Source organism: Kribbella sp. NPDC104218, assembly GCF_055584105.1.
The window spans coordinates 1,132,731-1,150,114 of record NZ_JBVJMQ010000003.1 but is presented as its reverse complement, the minus strand read 5'-3'; the positions used below and the strand labels follow the sequence as shown (position 1 = coordinate 1,150,114).

Annotated in this window: 17 protein-coding genes and 1 pseudogene; 10 read left to right on the top strand and 8 right to left on the bottom strand. The window is 70.0% G+C overall.

Features of this window, described 5'->3' with window-relative positions; translation table 11 throughout:
- Window positions 1-6 precede the first annotated feature (6 nt).
- From ACZ6ZD_RS30065 to ACZ6ZD_RS30055, 3 genes are read left to right on the top strand one after another with little or no spacing between them, the layout of a single operon-like run.
- The gene (locus ACZ6ZD_RS30065) at window positions 7-1,311 is read left to right on the top strand and encodes an ABC transporter substrate-binding protein (RefSeq protein WP_465677281.1); all 1,305 of its coding nucleotides are present in this window, start codon (window positions 7-9) and stop codon (window positions 1,309-1,311) included.
- Window position 1,312: 1 nt separating this feature from the next.
- A complete protein-coding gene (locus tag ACZ6ZD_RS30060) occupies window positions 1,313-2,251 on the top strand; it encodes a carbohydrate ABC transporter permease (protein WP_465677280.1) in 939 nt (312 codons plus the stop codon).
- Entirely contained in the window at window positions 2,248-3,087 is an 840-nt protein-coding gene (locus ACZ6ZD_RS30055; protein WP_465677279.1) for a carbohydrate ABC transporter permease, read from the top strand. Before ACZ6ZD_RS30060 ends, ACZ6ZD_RS30055 begins: the two co-directional genes overlap by 4 nt.
- Here the strand turns inward: ACZ6ZD_RS30055 and ACZ6ZD_RS30050 are convergent.
- The 3 genes from ACZ6ZD_RS30050 to ACZ6ZD_RS30040 all read right to left on the bottom strand — a co-directional run bounded on the left by ACZ6ZD_RS30050 (window position 3,065) and on the right by ACZ6ZD_RS30040 (window position 5,698).
- Window positions 3,065-4,120, bottom strand: coding sequence for a LacI family DNA-binding transcriptional regulator (locus tag ACZ6ZD_RS30050; RefSeq protein ID WP_465677278.1), 1,056 nt, complete (start codon window positions 4,118-4,120; stop codon window positions 3,065-3,067). The two genes, ACZ6ZD_RS30055 and ACZ6ZD_RS30050, sit on opposite strands and share 23 nt — an antisense overlap.
- Window positions 4,121-4,171: 51 nt before the next feature.
- On the bottom strand, window positions 4,172-4,771 hold the full coding sequence (gene def, locus ACZ6ZD_RS30045) for a peptide deformylase (protein ID WP_465677277.1): 600 nt from the start codon (window positions 4,769-4,771) through the stop codon (window positions 4,172-4,174).
- 111 nt (window positions 4,772-4,882) lie between these two features.
- A complete protein-coding gene (locus tag ACZ6ZD_RS30040) occupies window positions 4,883-5,698 on the bottom strand; it encodes an LLM class F420-dependent oxidoreductase (RefSeq protein ID WP_465677276.1) in 816 nt (271 codons plus the stop codon).
- A gap of 71 nt (window positions 5,699-5,769) precedes the next feature.
- On the opposite strand from ACZ6ZD_RS30040, the gene ACZ6ZD_RS30035 reads away from it, so the two are divergent.
- The 6 genes from ACZ6ZD_RS30035 to ACZ6ZD_RS30010 all read left to right on the top strand — a co-directional run bounded on the left by ACZ6ZD_RS30035 (window position 5,770) and on the right by ACZ6ZD_RS30010 (window position 12,283).
- Window positions 5,770-7,269 (top strand): AAA family ATPase, encoded by a 1,500-nt coding sequence (locus ACZ6ZD_RS30035; RefSeq protein WP_465677275.1) that lies wholly within the window; start codon window positions 5,770-5,772, stop codon window positions 7,267-7,269.
- A gap of 95 nt (window positions 7,270-7,364) precedes the next feature.
- Window positions 7,365-7,808: an SRPBCC domain-containing protein gene (locus ACZ6ZD_RS30030; protein ID WP_465677274.1), complete on the top strand. Its 444-nt coding sequence runs from the start codon at window positions 7,365-7,367 to the stop codon at window positions 7,806-7,808.
- Entirely contained in the window at window positions 7,805-8,170 is a 366-nt protein-coding gene (locus ACZ6ZD_RS30025; RefSeq protein WP_465677273.1) for an ArsR/SmtB family transcription factor, read from the top strand. Before ACZ6ZD_RS30030 ends, ACZ6ZD_RS30025 begins: the two co-directional genes overlap by 4 nt.
- Window positions 8,167-8,940 (top strand): DUF899 family protein, encoded by a 774-nt coding sequence (locus ACZ6ZD_RS30020; RefSeq protein WP_465677272.1) that lies wholly within the window; start codon window positions 8,167-8,169, stop codon window positions 8,938-8,940. The genes ACZ6ZD_RS30025 and ACZ6ZD_RS30020 overlap by 4 nt, the downstream gene beginning before the upstream one ends.
- A gap of 77 nt (window positions 8,941-9,017) precedes the next feature.
- Entirely contained in the window at window positions 9,018-9,962 is a 945-nt protein-coding gene (locus ACZ6ZD_RS30015) for an XRE family transcriptional regulator (RefSeq protein ID WP_465677271.1), read from the top strand.
- A gap of 92 nt (window positions 9,963-10,054) precedes the next feature.
- The gene (locus ACZ6ZD_RS30010) at window positions 10,055-12,283 is read left to right on the top strand and encodes a S8 family serine peptidase (protein ID WP_465677270.1); all 2,229 of its coding nucleotides are present in this window, start codon (window positions 10,055-10,057) and stop codon (window positions 12,281-12,283) included.
- On the opposite strand, the gene ACZ6ZD_RS30005 is transcribed toward ACZ6ZD_RS30010, so the two are convergent.
- Window positions 12,280-13,110: a helix-turn-helix transcriptional regulator gene (locus ACZ6ZD_RS30005; RefSeq protein ID WP_465677269.1), complete on the bottom strand. Its 831-nt coding sequence runs from the start codon at window positions 13,108-13,110 to the stop codon at window positions 12,280-12,282. The genes ACZ6ZD_RS30010 and ACZ6ZD_RS30005 overlap by 4 nt on opposite strands.
- A 101-nt stretch (window positions 13,111-13,211) precedes the next feature.
- Here ACZ6ZD_RS30005 and ACZ6ZD_RS30000 point away from each other — a divergent pair, with 101 nt between their 5' ends.
- Window positions 13,212-14,663, top strand: a complete 1,452-nt coding sequence (locus ACZ6ZD_RS30000) for an MFS transporter (protein WP_465677268.1) — start codon at window positions 13,212-13,214, stop codon at window positions 14,661-14,663.
- Here ACZ6ZD_RS30000 and ACZ6ZD_RS29995 read toward each other — a convergent pair whose 3' ends face one another.
- From ACZ6ZD_RS29995 to ACZ6ZD_RS29980, 4 genes and pseudogenes are all read right to left on the bottom strand, one after another.
- A complete protein-coding gene (locus tag ACZ6ZD_RS29995) occupies window positions 14,664-15,224 on the bottom strand; it encodes a hypothetical protein (RefSeq protein ID WP_465677267.1) in 561 nt (186 codons plus the stop codon).
- Window positions 15,225-15,310: 86 nt separating this feature from the next.
- On the bottom strand, window positions 15,311-16,132 hold the full coding sequence (locus ACZ6ZD_RS29990) for an isocitrate lyase/PEP mutase family protein (RefSeq protein WP_465677266.1): 822 nt from the start codon (window positions 16,130-16,132) through the stop codon (window positions 15,311-15,313).
- A gap of 33 nt (window positions 16,133-16,165) precedes the next feature.
- On the bottom strand, window positions 16,166-16,531 hold the full coding sequence (locus ACZ6ZD_RS29985) for a hypothetical protein (RefSeq protein ID WP_465677487.1): 366 nt from the start codon (window positions 16,529-16,531) through the stop codon (window positions 16,166-16,168).
- Window positions 16,505-17,353: pseudogene (locus ACZ6ZD_RS29980) on the bottom strand (GTP-binding protein); the annotation flags it as partial. The gene ACZ6ZD_RS29985 and the pseudogene ACZ6ZD_RS29980, both read right to left, overlap by 27 nt.
- Window positions 17,354-17,384: the final 31 nt, after the last annotated feature.

The window sequence follows — 17,384 nt, the reverse complement described above, 5'->3', positions numbered from 1 at the left end:
ACGAGTATGTACGCACGATTGAGCGCGGGTGTGCTGGTTGCCGCGCTGGCACTGACGGCTTGCTCGGGGAACGACGAGCCGAGTGGCGCGCCGTCGAGTGCGGGGAACGAGAAGGTCGAGTTGACGTTCGTCAACTGGGACGGCGGGATGGACAAGGTCGTCGACGAGTGGAACCAGCTGAACCCGAACATCCAGGTGAAGCTGAGCAAGCCGTCCGGGACCGGGTACACGCTGTACAACAAGCTGATCACCAACAACAAGGCGGGCACCAACCCCGACATCACGCAGGTCGAGTACCAGGCGCTGCCCGCGCTGATCGCGAACCAGGTCGTCGTCCCGCTCGACGACTACGTGAAGGGCCTGGACGCCAAGTACGACAAGGCCTCGCTGTCGCAGGTGCAGTTCGAGGGCAAGACGTACGGCGTCCCGCAGAACGTCTGCCCGATGGTGTTCTTCTACCGCAAGGACGTCTTCGACAAGCTCGGCCTGAAACCGCCCGCGACCTGGGACGAGTACGCGACGACCGCGGCCGCGCTGAAGAAGGCCGACCCGAAGAAGTTCATCGGTAACTTCACCGCCGCCGACCCGGGCTGGTTCGCCGGGCTCGCGCAGCAGGCCGGGGCCAACTGGTGGAAGGCCGACGGCGACACCTGGACGGTCAGCATCAACGACGCGGCGAGCAAGAAGGTCGCGGACTTCTGGGACGGGCTGATCACCAAGGGCCTGGTCAGCCCGCAGCCGAACTGGTCGGCGCAGTGGAACACCGAGATGAACAACGGCACGATCGTCGGCTGGGTCGGCGCGCAGTGGGGCCCGAACCAGCTGCCGTCGATCGCGAAGGACACCGCCGGCAAGTGGGCCGCCGTCCCGCTGCCCGCGTGGACCGCCGGGGACGCCACCGTCGGCATCTGGGGCGGCGAGACCGAGGCCGTCACGGCGAACTCCAAGCACCCGGCGGAGGCCGCGAAGTTCGTCGAGTGGCTGAACTCCTCGGAGGCCGGGATGACATCGCTGATCAAGCACGTCCAGGCCTTCCCGGCCTCGCCGGCCGGTCAGCAGCTGCCCGCGCTGAAGACCCCGCCGCCCTTCATGTCCACGCAGCCCGACTACAACACGCTGATGGCCACCGCCGCCAAGGGCGTCCGGACCTTCGACATCTGGGGCCCGAACGCCAACGTCACCTTCGACGCCTACTCCAACGCCTTCGCCGCCGCGCTGCAGAAGAAGACGCCGCTGTCCGGCGCCCTCGACACCATGCAGGAAGCCACCGTCGCCGACATGAAGAAGCTCGGCTTCCAGGTCGCCGGCTGACATGAGCAGCCGAGCAGACGAACCCGCCGCCGGGTCACCTCCGGCGGCGGCGCGCGGTGCCCGGAACGGGCGGCATGGCGGGCTGCTTCCGGCGGTGCTGGTGTCGCCGGCAGTGGTGTTGCTGTTGGTGTTCACGGTGGCGCCGGCGGTTTATGCGTTGTTCCTGAGCTTTCGGCGGTTGCAGGTCGGGCGGGGGTTGCTCGGGGGCGGGAAGCCGACCGAGGTGTGGACGGGGTTCTCGAACTACACGGCGGCGCTGACGGACGGCGAGTTCTGGGCGAGTCTCGGGCGGATGCTGCTGATCGGGGCGTTCGGCGTCCCGATGACGGTCGTCCTGGCGACGGTGTTCGCGTTGTGCCTGGACGCGAAGCGGGCCCGGCTGACCGGGTTCGCGCGGCTGGCGATCTTCTTGCCGTACGCCGTTCCGGGCGTCGTCGCGAGCCTGTTGTGGGGGTTCCTGTACCTCCCGGCGACGAGCCCGATCGGCGGCGGCACGCTCGACTACTTCGGCAACCGCGGCATCTTCTTCAGCGTCGCGAACGTCGCGGTCTGGGGTGTCGTCGGCTTCAACATGGTCATCCTCTACACGACCGTGCGCAGCCTGCCGCGGGAGTTGTTCGAGGCGGCCGAGCTGGACGGCGCATCGGAGTTCCAGATCGCCGTCCGGGTGAAGCTGCCGTTGATGGCCCCGGCCGTCGCGATGGTCGCGTTGTTCTCGGTGATCGGCGCGCTCCAGCTGTTCAACGAGCCGACCACGCTGAAACCGCTCGCCAACGCGATCTCGTCCACCTGGGTGCCGCTGATGCGCGCGTACACCGACGCCTTCGTCGACAACAGCATCTACGAGGGGGCGGCGACGTCCTTCCTGCTGATCCTGATGACGGTCGCGGCCACCGTGGTCGTCTCCGCGATCGGACGCCGGATCGGGAGGGCCCGATGACGCAACGAACCCGCTGGGTGCCGACGCTGATCCTGCTGATCGGCGCGCTGTACTGCGTGCTGCCGGTGCTCTGGATCGTGATCGCCGCGACCAAGACGAACGACGAGCTGTTCTCGACCGCGCCGTTCGTCCCGGCCTTCAACGGCGGCTTCTGGTCCAACCTGGACGCCCTGTTCGGCTACAACGACGGCATCTTCGGCCGCTGGGTGCTGAACTCGGTCATCTACGCCGTCGGCGGCGGCCTGCTCTCGACGGCGATCGCGGGCGCGGCCGGGTACGCGCTCGGCAAGTACCGCTTCACCGGCAGTATCGTCTTGTTCCGGGCGATCGTGGCCGCGGTGCTGCTCCCGCAGATCCTGCTCGCCGTCCCGCAGTTCCTGCTGCTGGCCAAGGCTGGAATGACCAACAACTACGCGGCCGTGCTGCTGCCGCAGCTGGTCAGCCCGTTCGCGATCTACCTGTGCAAGATCTACGCCGAGGCCTCGGTCCCGGACGAGATCATGGAAGCGGCCCGGATCGACGGCGGCAGCGAGTGGCGGATCTTCCGCTCGGTCGGCGCGCCGCTGATGCTGCCCGCGCTGGTGACGGTGTTCCTGCTGCAGTTCATCGGTATCTGGAACAACTTCCTGCTGCCGTTCGTGATGATCAACGACGATCAGCTGTTCCCGCTGACGCTCGGGCTCTACGGGCTGATGATCATCACCGGCGGGCAGGCCGCGCAGTACTCGATCGTGATCGCCGGCGTGCTGGTGTCGATCGTGCCGCTCGCGATTCTGTTCCTGAGCCTGCAGCGGTACTGGAAACTTGACCTGATCAGCGGTGGCGTGAAGTTGTGACCTGCGGCGTGCTGTCCCGGAGCACCGGATAAGCCGGGACAGTACGCCGTACCAGGTCGGTGTCGGTGGTGGTCGCGCGATAGACGGCCTCCTGCGCGACCGCGTTCAGCGCGACGTGGACGGTCGTCAGCCGCGGTACGACGTCCCGCAGCGTGCTGATGTCGTCGAAGCCGGCCACCCCGACGTCCTCCGGGACGCGCAGCCCGCGTTCGCGCAGGCCGGCCAGCGCGCCGAGCGCCATGTCGTCGGTGACTGCGAAGACCAGGTCGAGTTCGCGGGCTTCGGCGTCCGTGAGGCCGAGGATGTACTCGCGCGCGCCCGCCCAGCTGAACCCAGGCTGATGTACGCGGGTATTGCCGACGCCGGACTCGGTCAGCCCGGCCACGAACCCCTCGACACGCTGCTGCATCGACAGCAGGGGAGTGGCACTGCCGAGCACCAGGCAATTGCGATACCCGAGCGTCGCCAGCTCGCGGGCCAGCTGCCGCGACCCCTCGTGGTTGTCGAAGTCGACGGTCTCGAACGGCAGATCCGAACGACTGATCAGGACGACGCGCCCGCCGGTCTCCTCGTACCGCTGCAGCTCGTCGATCAGCGCCTGCTCGGACGGCGGCTCGACGTACCCGGTCCCCGCGAGGATGATCGCGCGCGGCTGCTGCCCCCGCAGCTCCCGCACGAGGTCGAGCTCGCGCTCGGCGAGCCGCTCGGTGACCGCGATCGACACGTGCAGCCCGATCGCCTCGGCCTGTTTCATGATCTCGGCGGCCATCGCGGAGAAGTACGGATCCGAGATCAGGCTGATCACCAGCGCGATCGTCCGCGAAGTACCCCGGGCCATCGCCTGCGCCGGCAGATTCGGCGTGTACCCGAGCTCACGCGCCGCCGTCAGCACCCGCTCCCGATAACTGGGCGCGACCCGCCGCGAACTCCCGTTCAGCACCCGCGACGCCGTCGGCTGCGAAACCCCCGCCGCCCGCGCCACATCATCCAGCGTCACCGGACGCCGCGGCCCGCCTTCCCCCGATCCGTTCATCGTTAGAGCTTATCGACCCGACCGACCACACGTACGCCCGAACGCCTGCCGTCAGGTGGCGGGGACTTCTTCGTGGTCGTGGTCGACCATGGGGGTGACGGGCCAGTCGGCGGGGTAGTCGGGGGCGAGCTCTTCGGCTTCGGCGAAGAGGCGTTTGCGGTACTTGCGGGAGAGGCGGTCGCCGAAGACGGTGCCCTGGGTGTGGTCGGTCTCGTGCTGGAGGCAGCGGGCGAGGAGGCCGTTGCCTTCGAAGGTGACGGGGTTGCCGTGCTCGTCGACGCCGGTCACTTTGGCGACGTCCGGGCGGGCGCACTTGGTGAAGGCGCCGGGCAGCGACAGGCAGCCCTCGTCACCCTCGTCGAGGCGGCGGTCCTTGCCCTCGGGCAGCTCGAGGACGGGGTTGCAGACGACGCCCTCGACCCGATTGCCGTCCTTGTCGGGGCAGTCGAAGATGAACACCTGCAGGTCGACGCCAACCTGGTTCGCCGCCAGGCCGACGCCTTCGGCGGCGTCCATCGTCGCGAACATGTCCGCGACCAGCGTCTGCAGCTCGGGACCGAAGTCGGTCACCGGCTGGTTGACGTGGTGCATCACCTCCGTACCCCACCGGGTCATCGGACGGACGGAACCACGCGCGTACTTCGAAGCCATGCCCGGAATCCTAACCGGCGGCGCGCCAGGCCATCACAACGCGCACCCTCGCCGCGGCCCGGGCGGGCCGGCGGTTGCGGCGGCGAATTGTGATGGCCTGGGCGGCCGTGGTTACTTGGCGTTGACCTCGTCGCGCCAGGCGACCCACTCGCGGAGCAGGCCGAGGTCGTAGTCGGGGCCGGAGGCCGAGACGGTGAACAGGCGGGTGCCGACGTCGAGGAGGCCCTTGCCGACGGCCTCGGGTGACTTGTCGCCGACGCCGGCCGACCGCTCGATCTCACCGGGGTCGCGGCCGATCGTGCGGCAGTGCTCGTCGAGGACGGCGTGCTTGTGCGCGAGTGTCTCGGCGTCGCCGAAACCGTGCCAGATGTTCGCGTGCTTGGCGACCAGCTTCAGCGTCTTCTTCTCACCGCCGCCGCCGATCAGCACCGGGATGTCCCGGGTCGGGACCGGGTTGAGCTTGGCCCAGCGCTGCTCGATCCGCGGCAGCGCCTCGCCGAGCGCGTCCAGCCGGCCGCCCGCCGTCCCGAATTCGTAGCCGTACTCGTCGTAGTCGCGCTCGAACCAGCCCGAGCCGATGCCGAGGATCAGCCGGCCGTCGCTGATGTGGTCGACCGTTCGGGCCATATCGGCCAGCAGGTCGGCGTTGCGGTAGGAGTTACAGGTGACCAGGGCGCCGATCTCGACCCGCTCGGTCGCCTCGGCCCACGCGGCCAGCATCGTCCAGCACTCGAAGTGCAGCCCGTCCGGCTCGCCGGACAGCGGATAGAAGTGGTCCCAGTTGAACGCGACGTCGACGCCGATCTCCTCGGCCTTCGCGACCGTCCGCCGGATGGCGTCGTACGGCGCGTGCTGGGGCTGGACCTGAAGACCGATCCGTACCGGGAAGGCCGAGTACGGGCGGTCGGTGGACTCGGAATCTGTCATGGTGGTGATCCTATCCCCGTTGCGGAGGACCCTCCGGATCGGCCCGGGGACCGGACAGCGGGAGGTACGGCGTGGAGCCGGACGAGATCGACCAGTTCGCACGGCTGTTCACCGGCTTCCTGGACCGGATGCAGTCGCATCGCGGCGGATCGGACCGGACCAGCCTGCGGGACACGCTGATGGCGCATCTCGGCGTCGAACCCGAGCAGGTGCCCGCCGTCGCGTCGTCGTTCCCGCCGTACGACCTGCCGAACGTCCAGCGTGCGATCGAGAGCTGGTTCGACTCCTTCGAGGTGGTCGGCCTGGCCGGCTCCAACCGCGGCCACCACTCGCTCAGCGAGGTCCTCGAGCTCGCCGTCTACGACCGGTTCGCGCTCGGCGCGGTCGACTACCAGCGCGTCCCGATCGACATCGACGAGGAGATGGACTGCGTCGCCTTCGGCTTCTACCTCGGCGTCCAGGGCGCCGACCGGTACGTCGCGCTGCTGCGCGCGCCGAACCCGCAGTACGGGCGCCGGACGGTCGATCTGGAGGTGCTCGCCGTCGGCGCCGACGGCGCGGGGGACCGCTTCCTGAGCGCACTGCCCGACCTGATCCGCACCCACAACGTCTTCCGCGGCAAGGTGGTCTCCTTCGAGGACGCCGAGTTCGACCAGGGCGTCGGCCCCTTCCGGCTGCACCCACGTCCCGGCATCACCCGGGACGACGTCGTCCTGCCGGACGGCGTCCTGGAGCGGGTCGAACGCGAGGTCGTCGGCATCGCCGACCACCGCGAGACCCTGCTCGCCGCCGGCCAGCACCTCCGCCGCGGCGTCCTGCTCTACGGCCCGCCCGGCACCGGTAAGACCCACACCGTCCGCTACCTGCTGTCGCGCCTGCCCGACTTCACCGTCGTCCTGCTGGCGGGGACGAGCATCCACTACATCTCCCAGGCCTGTGCGCTGGCCCGGATGCTCCAGCCGGCCCTCGTCGTCCTGGAGGACTGCGACCTGGTCGCCGAGGCCCGCGACTTCTCCCACGGCATGGACAACCCGCTGCTCTTCCAGGTCCTGAACGAGATGGACGGTCTCGCCCAGGACGCCGATGTCGCGTTCCTCCTCACGACCAATCGGGCCGACCTCCTCGAGCCCGCGCTGTCCCAGCGCCCCGGCCGCGTCGACATGGCCGTCGAGGTCCCGCTCCCGGACGACGACGGCCGGGCCCGCCTCCTCACCCTCTACGGCCCCGCGCTGGACCTCACGCCGGACGTCGTCGACGAGATCGTCACCCTGACCGAGAACACCACTGCCTCCTTCATGAAGGAACTCGTCCGCCGCACGATCCTCCTCGCCGCCCAAGCCGGCGAGCCACCCGCCGCGGTCCACCTCCGCAGCGCCGCCTGGGAGCTGCTCTCCGCCCAGGACGCCCTCACCCGCCGCCTCCTGGGCGCCGCTCCCGCCGCCGAACCTGCGCCGGCGCCGGCGCCTCATCCCGAGCCCGGCGTGGCCCCACCCAACATCCCCTTCAGCGGCCCGGCCGGGTCGATGCCCGCCGCGTACAGCACCCGGATGGACATCGCCTACGAGGACTGATCCGCCCGGCAATCTGCAACCAAGGGTTGCGAATAGCTCCACGAAAGCGCTACCTTTGGTTGCACATTGAGGATGCCGACGTGGAGGGCTGAACTGTGCCGGACTTGCTGATCGCGGACGAGATCGTCATCGAGGCGCCGATCGAGGTGGTGTGGCGGGTCGTGACGAAGCCGGAGCTGATGACGAAGTGGTTCGCCGACGTCGTCGAGCTGACCATCGAGCCAGGGGCGCGGGGACACCTGCGGTTCGGTGATCAGGGCGGGCCGGTGGTGGTGCGGGAGGTCGAGCCGCCGACGCGGTTCACGTTCGTCTGGAACCATCCCGAAGGCAGCGAGCCGGAGCCGGGCAACTCGATGCTGGTCGAGTTCACGCTGGCGGCGGAAGGGCCGGAGCGGACCCGGCTGCGCGTGGTCGAGAGCGGGCACGAGCTCGCCCCGTGGCCGGCCGACGACAAGCAGCGGTACGCCGACGAGCACCGCGAGGGCTGGGCGGAGTTCCTGGAGCGTCTGGCCGGCGCCGTCCCGACGGACCGGACGTGATCGCGGACGTCGACGAGGAGCTGTGGTCGGCGGTCGGGGACGTGTCCCGGCTGCGGATCATCGACCTGCTCGTCGACAACGGCGAGGTGACGGCCAGCTGGATCGCGGGTCAGGTGCCGATCTCGCGGCAGGCGGTCGTCAAGCATCTGGTGACACTCGAGCAGGTGCGGCTGATCAGCCGGCGCAAACAGGGCCGGGAGGTCCTGTGCCGGATCGACGATGCGCGCCTGGAGCAGGCAGCGCAGGCGATGGCGGCGCGCGCCGCGGGCTGGAACCGGCGCCTGCGCGCCGTCAAACGGCTGGCCGAGGCGATTCACGCCGAAGGCCTGCAAGCAATCGACGACGGGAGTGAGCAGAAATGAACGCAACAGATATCACCAGGACGGCGATCTCCGACGACGCGGCAGCAGCCTTGTGCACGCCGCGGGTGGTGGATCAGGCGACGTACGACGCCGAGCTCGAGCTCCTGCGCGCCCGGGAGAAGGCCCACACCCGCGAGGGCGACGCCATCGCGGCCGCGCGGCGTCGGCTGCCGATGATCGAGGTCGACGCCGGCCTGGAGATCACCGGTCCCGATGGCCCGGTCAGCCTCCTGGAGTCCTTCAAGGGCCGCCGGCAACTCATCGCGTACTACTTCATGTGGCACCACGACCATCCGGCGGCCGACCAGTGCGAGGGTTGCACCTGGTGCGCCGGTCAGGTTCAGGAGCAGGCCTACCTCAACTCCCGCGACATAACCTACTCGGTCTTCTGCCAGGGCCCGTACGAGGAGAGCCTCCGCTACCGGGACTTCATGGGCTGGCAGATGCCCTGGTACTCGGCCCAACCCTCCCGCGACGCCCTACTCGAGACCGCCGGCGGCACCACCAGCCTCATGCGTCTCGTCTGCTACGTCCGCGCGGGCGACCGCGTCTTCCAGACCTACTGGACGTCGAACCGCGGCGTCGAGGTCATGGACTACAACAACGCCCTCATGGACCTGACCCTCTTCGGCCGCCAGGAAACCTGGGAGGACACCCCCGAGAACTGGCCCAAAGCCTGGGCCGACGACCCCACCTGGACCGTCAACGGCCGCCCCCTCACCCACTGGCCCCGCCTGGCCGCCGGCCACCCCGACACCCTCACCCCCTGACACCGCTGAGCGCTGAGGTCTCGCCAACGGGGTTGCGAAGTGTTAGAAGGTGAACACACTTCGTGAGGGAGGTGGGAGTGGTGGAGGCTGAGGCGCGGGTTCGGCGGGAGTTGGGGCAGGCGTTGCGGGGTGGGCCGTTTCCGGCGGCGTTGCATCTGGCGATCGAGGCGAGTGGGTTGACGCTGGAGGAGATTCGCGACTGGCTGGGGGAGCGCGGGGCGCATCTGAGTATCGCGACGTTGAGTTATTGGCGGCGGGGGCGGAGCCGGCCGGAGCGGACGGCGTCGCTGGCGGCTGTGCGGTTGCTGGAGGAGTTGCTCGAGCTGCCGGTGAACTCGCTGTTGTCGTTGCTGGGGCCGCGCCGGGTGCGCGGCCGGTGGATCGGGCATGTGCCGGGGAGCGTGCCGCCGACGATGCTGTTCGCCGACGCGCGGCCCGTCGAGCTGCTGCAGACGGCGGGGGTACCGCACCAAGGGCGGTTGCGGCGGGTGAGCGTGCAGGTGACGGTCGAGCTGGACGCCGAGCGGATGGTCGAGCGGATCCGCGTCCGTGAATTGGTGCGGGCGGCAACGGACCGGGTGTCGCGGCTCGGCGTGCTCTACTTCGCCGAGGAGCGGCCCGATGCGCCGCCCGCGCTCACCTCGGTGCAGAACGCCCGCATCGGCCAGGTCGAGACCGACCGGGACGCCGGTTTGGTCGCGGCCGAGCTGATTCTGGACCGGGTGCTCGGCATCGGCGAGCCGGCGCTGCTGGAGTACGAGTGGCGGTTCACGCCGGGGACGTTGATGGTGAACTACGAGCACCGGTTCATCGAACCGGTCCGGGAGTACGTGCTGCAGACGCGTTTCGCGGCGGGCGTCGTCCCGGCGCACTGCCATCGGTACGACCGGCGTACGGTCGCCGCGCCGGAGGGCAATCACGCCGAGCTGTGGATCGGCGGCGCCGACTCCGCGCTGCTCGCGGAGACCGACGTCCCGTCGGGGATCGTCGGGATGCGCTGGTGCTGGCCTCAACAGAATTGAGCCCCGCTGTGAAAAGCGCGCTTTAACAGCCGTATCCGGGCATCCCGCCCGCTGCCTACCTTCGGTGCGTTCCCCATCGCACAGGAGGAAACATGCGCAGAGCATTACGGCGCGCCGCCATCGCGGCCACGGCGAGCCTCGCCGTCGTCGCGACCGCCCCCGCCGCGTCGGCTCAGGACCGGAAGGTCGTCAACCAGGCCAGCGATCCCGCCCCCGGCAGCTACCTGGTCACGCTCGCCCCACAGCGCAGCGCGGCCAGTACGGCGACGTCCCTCACCGACCGGTACGGCGGTGACGTCAAAAGCGTGCTGACGGCAACGATGCACGGTTTCGTCGTGAAGAATCTGAAGCCGGGCCAGGCCGCCCGGCTCGCCAATGACCCGGCCGTCCAGGAGGTCCGCCAGAGCGGCCGGATGTCGATCGGCGGTCCCGGCGGCACCCAGAGCAACCCGGTCAACTGGGGCCTGGACCGGATCGACCAGCGCGATCGCCCGCTGGACAAGAAGTACACCTACCCGAACGACGGCGCCGGCGCGACGATCTACATCGTCGACACCGGGATCCGCTACACCCACCAGGAGTTCGAGGGCCGGGCCAAGTACGGCGCCGACTTCTTCGCGACGCCGAACCAGGGCAACGACTGCAACAACCACGGCACGCATGTGGCCGGTATCGCGGCCGGCAAGACCCGTGGCGTCGCGAAGAAGGCGAACCTGGTCTCGGTCCGCATCCTCGGCTGCGACGGCCGGGGCGAGGACGTCGACCTGATCACCGCCGCCGAGTGGATCACCAAGAACGCCGTCAAACCCGCGGTGGTCAACCTGAGCGTCTACACCGACGACAAGAACATCGCCGTCAACGCGATCAAGGCATCGATCGACTCCGGCGTCCAGTGGTCGCTGATCACCGGCAACAACGGCGGCAACGCCTGCAACTACGGGCCGGGCGGCCAGACGCCGTCCGCCCTCCAGGTCGCGAACGCGACCAGCAGCGACACCCGCGCCGGCGACTCGAACGCGGGCAGCTGTATGGACCTGTTCGCCCCCGGCTCCGGTATCGACTCCGCGTTCAAGGGCAGCGATTCGGCGTACGGGCAGCTGAGCGGTACGTCGATGGCCGCGCCGCATGTCGCCGGAGCGATGGCGCTGCGGTTGTCGGAGGCACCGAACAGCACACCGGCCCAGCTTCACCAGTGGGTGATGGACAACGCGAGCACCGGCAAGATGTCCGGCCTGTCGTCGGACACCCCCAACAAGCTGCTCTACCTGGGGAACGGGACGACGCCGCCGCCGTCCGGCTGTGAAGACCTGCAGCCCAGCGTCATCGGCGGGACGACGACGTCGGTCTGCAAGTACCCGTTCATCATCTCGCAGCACCGGGCCGGGGGAGCGCGGCCGACCGAGCAGTCGTGCACCGGCAGCGTCGTCGCCAAGCGCGTCGTGCTGATCGCGGCGCACTGCAAGTTCGCGCAGGGCGACAAGTACCTGATCTACGGCCGCGACGACCTGAGCGACACCAGCAAGGGCACCCGGATCGAGATCCAGGAGTACCGCACGCACCCGAGCTACAACGCCAACGACGGCTGGCGCACCGGCTTCGACGTCGCGGTGATCATCACCAAGACCGACATCCCGACCCCGGCCGGGATGGCCTACCCGGCGATCGCCAAGTCCGGCGACTCGCTCCCGATCGGCACCCGCGGCACCGCGGTCGGCTACGGCAAGACCGATTCCGGAGACAACCAGCGCAACACCAAGCTCTACGAGGCCGTCCTGCCGACCGTCGACAAGCAGAACTGCGCCAACATCAACAACCAGTACGACGACCGCTACATGATGTGCAGCGGCTACGGCAACGGCAGCGTCGGCCTGTGCCAGGGCGACAGCGGCGGCCCGTATCTCCACCAGGGCAAGATCTACGGTGTCTTCTCCTGGCTCCGCACCGACTGCGCCTCCTACAACGCCCACGGCAAACTCTGGGGCGTCATGGGCGATTGGGCCAACGAGCAGCTCGGCAACACCGAGCCCCCGCCCGGTGGCTCCGCCCCCACCGCCTCCTTCACCGCCAACTGCGCCAGCTCCCTGAACTGCACCCTGGACGCCGCAGCCTCCTCGGACCCCGACGGCAGCATCGCCGCCTACGCCTGGGACTTCGGCGACGGCACCTCCGGATCCGGCGTGAAACCCACCCACACCTACCCGAGCCGCAACGCCACCTACACCGTCAAACTCACCGTCACCGACAACTCCGGCAAGACCGGCACCACCCAGAAACAGCTCCAGTGCTGGTCCTTCGGCACCGGCCAAGGCTTCTGCTTCTAACGAAGGAGGCGCAGCGCGTCGGCTGAGGCGGCATCGCCTGGGGTGTAGACCTCCAGGCGGTGCCCTGGGCTGTCTGGCTGTAGCCAGACTTGGTAGTCGACGTCGAGGGCGCCAACTGTGGGGTGCTGGAGGTGCATGGTGCCGACGGTGCAGTCGGCGACTTCGCCTTCGGCCCACAGGGTGGCGAAGTCCGTGCTGCCGATGGCCAGCTCGCCGATCAGCTCGGCCAGGTGGGCGTCGGTGGGGTAGCGGCCGGCGGTGAGGCGGAGGTAGGCGACGTGGATGCGCGCGTTCTCGGCCCAGTTGCGGTAGAGGTCGCGGCTGAGTGGGTCGAGGAAGTACATCCGCGGGATGGACGGACGCCGTCGCGGATCGGCCGGGGCGTCGAAGGCGTGATGCCCGGCGAAGAGGGCGTGACCGGCCCGGTTCCAGGCGAGGACGTCGCCGCGCCGGCCGAGCACCAGCGCCGGAGTCGACTCCTGCAGCGACTCGAGTAGTGCGAGCACTCTCGGATGCGGCCGTTCCGGCCGGCTGCGGACGAGTCGGGTGCTGGCCGGTCGCTGGGCCAGGTTGTGCAGGTGCGCGGTCTCGGCCGGATCGAGCCGGAGGACCTGGGAGAGCGCGTCGAGGACCTGCTTGGACGCCGTACCCGCCTGGCCTTGCTCGAGGCGCGTGTAGTAGCCCGGGCTCACCCCGGCCAGATGCGCCAGCTCCTCCCGCCGCAGCCCCGGAACCCGCCGCTGCCCGTACTCCGGCATGCCGACCTCGGACGGCGTGATCCGCGCCCGCCGGGTCCGTAAGAAGGCTCCGAGCCCTTCCAGTTCCATGTCTCGATCGTAGGCGGCCGACGGTCGCGCTGGGTGCACCTGCGAGGGATACCCACGAGCCGGGCTGGTTGGCGGGACGCCGTCCCGGCAGCGTGGAGTCCATGACGATGAAACGGCCGTGGCTCGGCCTGCTGGTGATTCTCGGTCCGGTACTGCTGGTCGCGATGGACGGCTCGATCCTCTTCCTGGTGATGCCGCAGCTGACCGCCGAGCTGCGGCCGACCGCGGACCAGTCCCTGTGGATCCTGGACGGTTACGGCTTCGCGGTCGGCTCCCTCCTGGTCGCCTTCGGCAGCATCGGCGACCGCTACGGGCGGCTGAAGCTCCTGATGGCCGGTGCCACCCTGTTCGGGCTGAGCTCGGCCGCGGCGTCGTTCGCGCAGACGCCCGAGCAGCTGATCGCGCTTCGCGCGCTGATGGGGATCGCGGGTGCGACGCTGCTGCCGTCCGCGCTGGCCGTCCTGGGGGAGCTGTTCCCGGACGCGCGGCAGCGGTCGCGGGCGATCGGCATCTTCGCGGCGTCGTTCGCGGCCGGGTTCGCGATCGGCCCGGTGGTCGCCGGGCAGTTGCTCGACCGCTTCTGGTGGGGCTCGGTCTTCCTGATCAACGTGCCGGTCGTGGCGGTCTTCCTGCTGCTCGCGCCATTCCTGCTGCGTGAGGTCCGCGCGGTCCGCCCAGGTGTGGTCGACGCCTGGAGTGTCGTCGCGTCGGCGTCCGGCCTGCTCCTGACGATGTACGCCGTGAAGCGGCTCGCGGCGGAGGGATTCGCGCTCACACCCGTCGTCGTGGGCGCGGCGGGCCTCGCGATCCTCTGGTGGTTCGTCCGCCGGCAGCGTCACCTCTCCCACCCGCTGGTCGATCTGACGCTGTTCCGCGACCGCCTCTTCACGCTCGCGATCGTCACCGGCCTGATCCCGTTGGCGGCCTGGTCCGCCACGGCCTACCTCGCCGCGATCCACCTGCAATCGGTCCTCGGCCTCCCGGTCCTCCAGGCCGCGCTGCTGGCCGTCCCCGGCGCGGCCGTCCTGACGATCACCTGCATCGTCACTCCGGCCGTCGTCGCCCGCATCGGCGTCCGCGCCGCCCTGATCGCCTGCCACACCTTCATCGCGTCCGGCCTGCTGCTCCTGCTCTTCCTGGACGCCGACGGTGGTATCGCCTGGTACGTCGCCTCGACCGTGATCGCCGGAGTCGGCTACGGCATCTCCTTCAGCGTGGTCGCCGACACGGCTGTCGCCGCGGTACCGGCCGAGCGCGGCGGATCGGCGGCCGCTCTGGCAGAAACCAGCAACGAACTCGGCAACGCCCTCGGCATCGCGCTCCTCGGCTCGCTCGCCGCCCTCATCTTCCGGTTGGCCGGCCCGGACGTGGCGAGCACCCTGACCGAGACCGTCCGGACGGACGGCGTACCGGCCGAGGCGATCGCCGACGCGAAGTCAGCCTTCGTCCTCGGCCTGCACGTCACCGTCGCCGTGACAGCGCTCATTCATGCCGCCCTCGGCGTCCTGGCCGCCCGCTGGACGCGCGAGCGGGCCGATGTGCGGGTCGGGTGATCAGCACATGGTCGGCGCCATGACCTCCTGGGGGCTGTTCCAGGTGGCGCAGCGGTAGCCGGAGTGGCCGTACCAGTCGTGGCCGAATTCGTGCGCGGCGAGGAGGGCGCCGTCGCGGACGCCGCCCAGGTAGAGCGCGATTCGTTGCCCTTGGCCCCAGTTACAGCCGACGATCCGGGCCGAGCCGTTGCAGTCGTTGATGTAGGTGTTGCGGCACTCGACCGGCGTCCCGCTGCCCTCGGTCATGCCGGCCCAGGCGCGCGCCCCGGCGCGGATGGTCGAGGCGTACGGGCGGCACGACGCTTCGAGGTAGTAGCTGCGGCGGCTCGGCACCGACCAGCCTCCCGGCGGCGGCGCGAGCACCTTGGCCCGAGCGGCCGCGGGCTGGTTGGCATCGGCGACCGAGGTGCCGTGCCCGGCCCCGGGCCGGACGTCGTCGGCGTGCGCGGTCTCGATGGCGGTGGACGCGGCTTCGGTGCTGAGTACGGTGGGGACGGCGCTGGTCGTGACGGCGACGGCCACCAGCGCCAACGCACCTGCGGCGACTAGCTTTCTGACCATGCTGGACACCTCCTGTGGGGGCGGAAATATCCCGCCACCGTAGGAAGTCTCGCCGCGCGCGGGCGAGAGCGTTTCAATCCCGCGTTTCAGTTACCGCCCAAGTCTGTGGAACGCGCGAACAGCTCGTTCAGCTCACCCTGCGGGATCTGCTCGGTCGCGAAGCCGGTCGTGCCCTGCGCGGCCAGCTCCTGCGCGCTGCGGCGGATGAACCCGAGCGCGGCCCGCGCGATCGACCCGCCGAGGCTGATCCGCCGGACGCCGGCGTCCAGCAGCGCGGGCACGGTCAACGCCGACGAGCCGAGACCGAGCACGACATTCACCGGCCCGTCGACCTCGCGGACAAGCGTGCGGACGGCGTCCAGGTCGTTGACCCCCGGCACGTAGAGGACGTCGGCGCCCGCGGCCCGGAACCGGTTGGCCCGATCGATCGAGTCAGCGAGCGTGGACGGCGTCCCCAGCAGCTGACCATCGGTCCGCGCGGTGAGCACGAAATCCGGGCCGGCGGCCGCCCGGGCGGCGGCGATCCGCTCGACCGCGAGCTCCAGCTCGTAGAGCTCGCGGCCGTCGTAGTCCTCGATGTTGCCGCCCGCGAGCCCGGCCTCACGGGCCAGCCGGATGGTGTCGGCGACCTGCTCGGGCGCGGCGCCGTACCCGTCCTCGAGATCGCCGCTGACCGGTACGCCGACCGCCGCCGCGATCTCCCGGATCCGGTCGAACATCGCGCTCCGCGAGACAGCGGGCGCGCCGGACGGCAGCGTGTGATCGCCCTTACCCATCGAGAAGGCGATCCCGGCGCTCGTCGTCGCGATCGCCGGGAACCCGGCCGCCGCGAGCAGCACCGCGCTCCCGGCGTCCCAGGCGTTCGGCATCACGAAACCGGTCGAGTGCAGCTCCCGAAATCCGCTCATACCCGGCATCCTGTCAGCGCCCACCGACAGAACTCACCGGGTCTGCAGCCGGAAGAAGGTCGCCCGGTCGTGCGGATCGGGCCCGGGCCGCGGACGCCGGGGCGGCAGGTCGTCGCAGTCGTCGTACCGGTCCGGCGTCGTCTCCAGGATCCCTTCGCCGCTGGTCGCGGCGGGCAGCCCGGAGATCAGCCCGGGCAGCCGGTCCGTCCGGATATCCCCGATCACCGTCGTCCAATCGCCCTGGTCGGTGTAGCCCAGGGCGACCGCGCGATGCGCGCGGAACAGGGCGTTGAGCTCGGGAACGGCCGACCGCGGCGCCTCGATCGAGAACCGCTCGATCGGCGTGCAGACCTGCGTCCCGGCCCGCTGCAGGGCCTCGGCGAGGACGACGGCCGTCAACAGCCGGAAGTCCTTCGCCGTACTCGACATCGACTTGTCGAAGGACCCGTGCGCATGACTCTGCCGCGCCCAGTACCCCGTCCGCGTGATCTCGACGACGGCGTCCGGAATCGCCCACCCGGACAGCCCGTACCGCAGCTGCTCGTGCACCGACTCCTCGATCGCGGTGAAGAACGACCGCGGCATCGACCCGAGCTCGACGTCCAGCTCGATCGTGATCCCGCTCCCGGGCGCCGCCGGGCCGATCCGCAACCCGAGCGTCGCCAGGTACGGATTGTCGCCCTCGGCAATCACCTCGGCCGCCGAACCCGTCCCGAGCACCCGCTCGATACACACCATTCCGGTCGCGCCGAACTCGACCGGTACGCCGTACGTCGCGCTCAGCACCTCCGCGAGCACCTCCTTCTGCACCTCCCCGAGCAGCTCGACCGTCAGCTCGCCGTCCGTGCTGCCGAGCTGGATCATCGGGTCGATCTCCGCCAGCTCGCGCAGCGCGCTTCCGAGCGCCGACTGCTGCGACGCCCGAGCCGGCCGGACCGTCGCATGCATGGTCGCCTTCCGGTTCACCGCCGTCTGCCGGAGCCCGAGCTGACCGATCTCGTCCCCGATCCGCGCCTCGGCCCAGCCGCGCACCCGCGCGATGTCCCCGGCCGCGGCCCGCCGCGCCGGCACGAACCCGTCCGGTGTGGCGACCTGGATGTCCTTCACCCGTTGCGGACGACGCCCGGCCACACTGATCCGATCGCCGACCCGCAGCGCGCCCGACCACAGCCGGACCAGCGCCGACCGCGGGATCCCTGGCTCGGCCTCGACCTTGAAGACGACCGCCGCGAGCTTCTCCTCGGACGCCGTC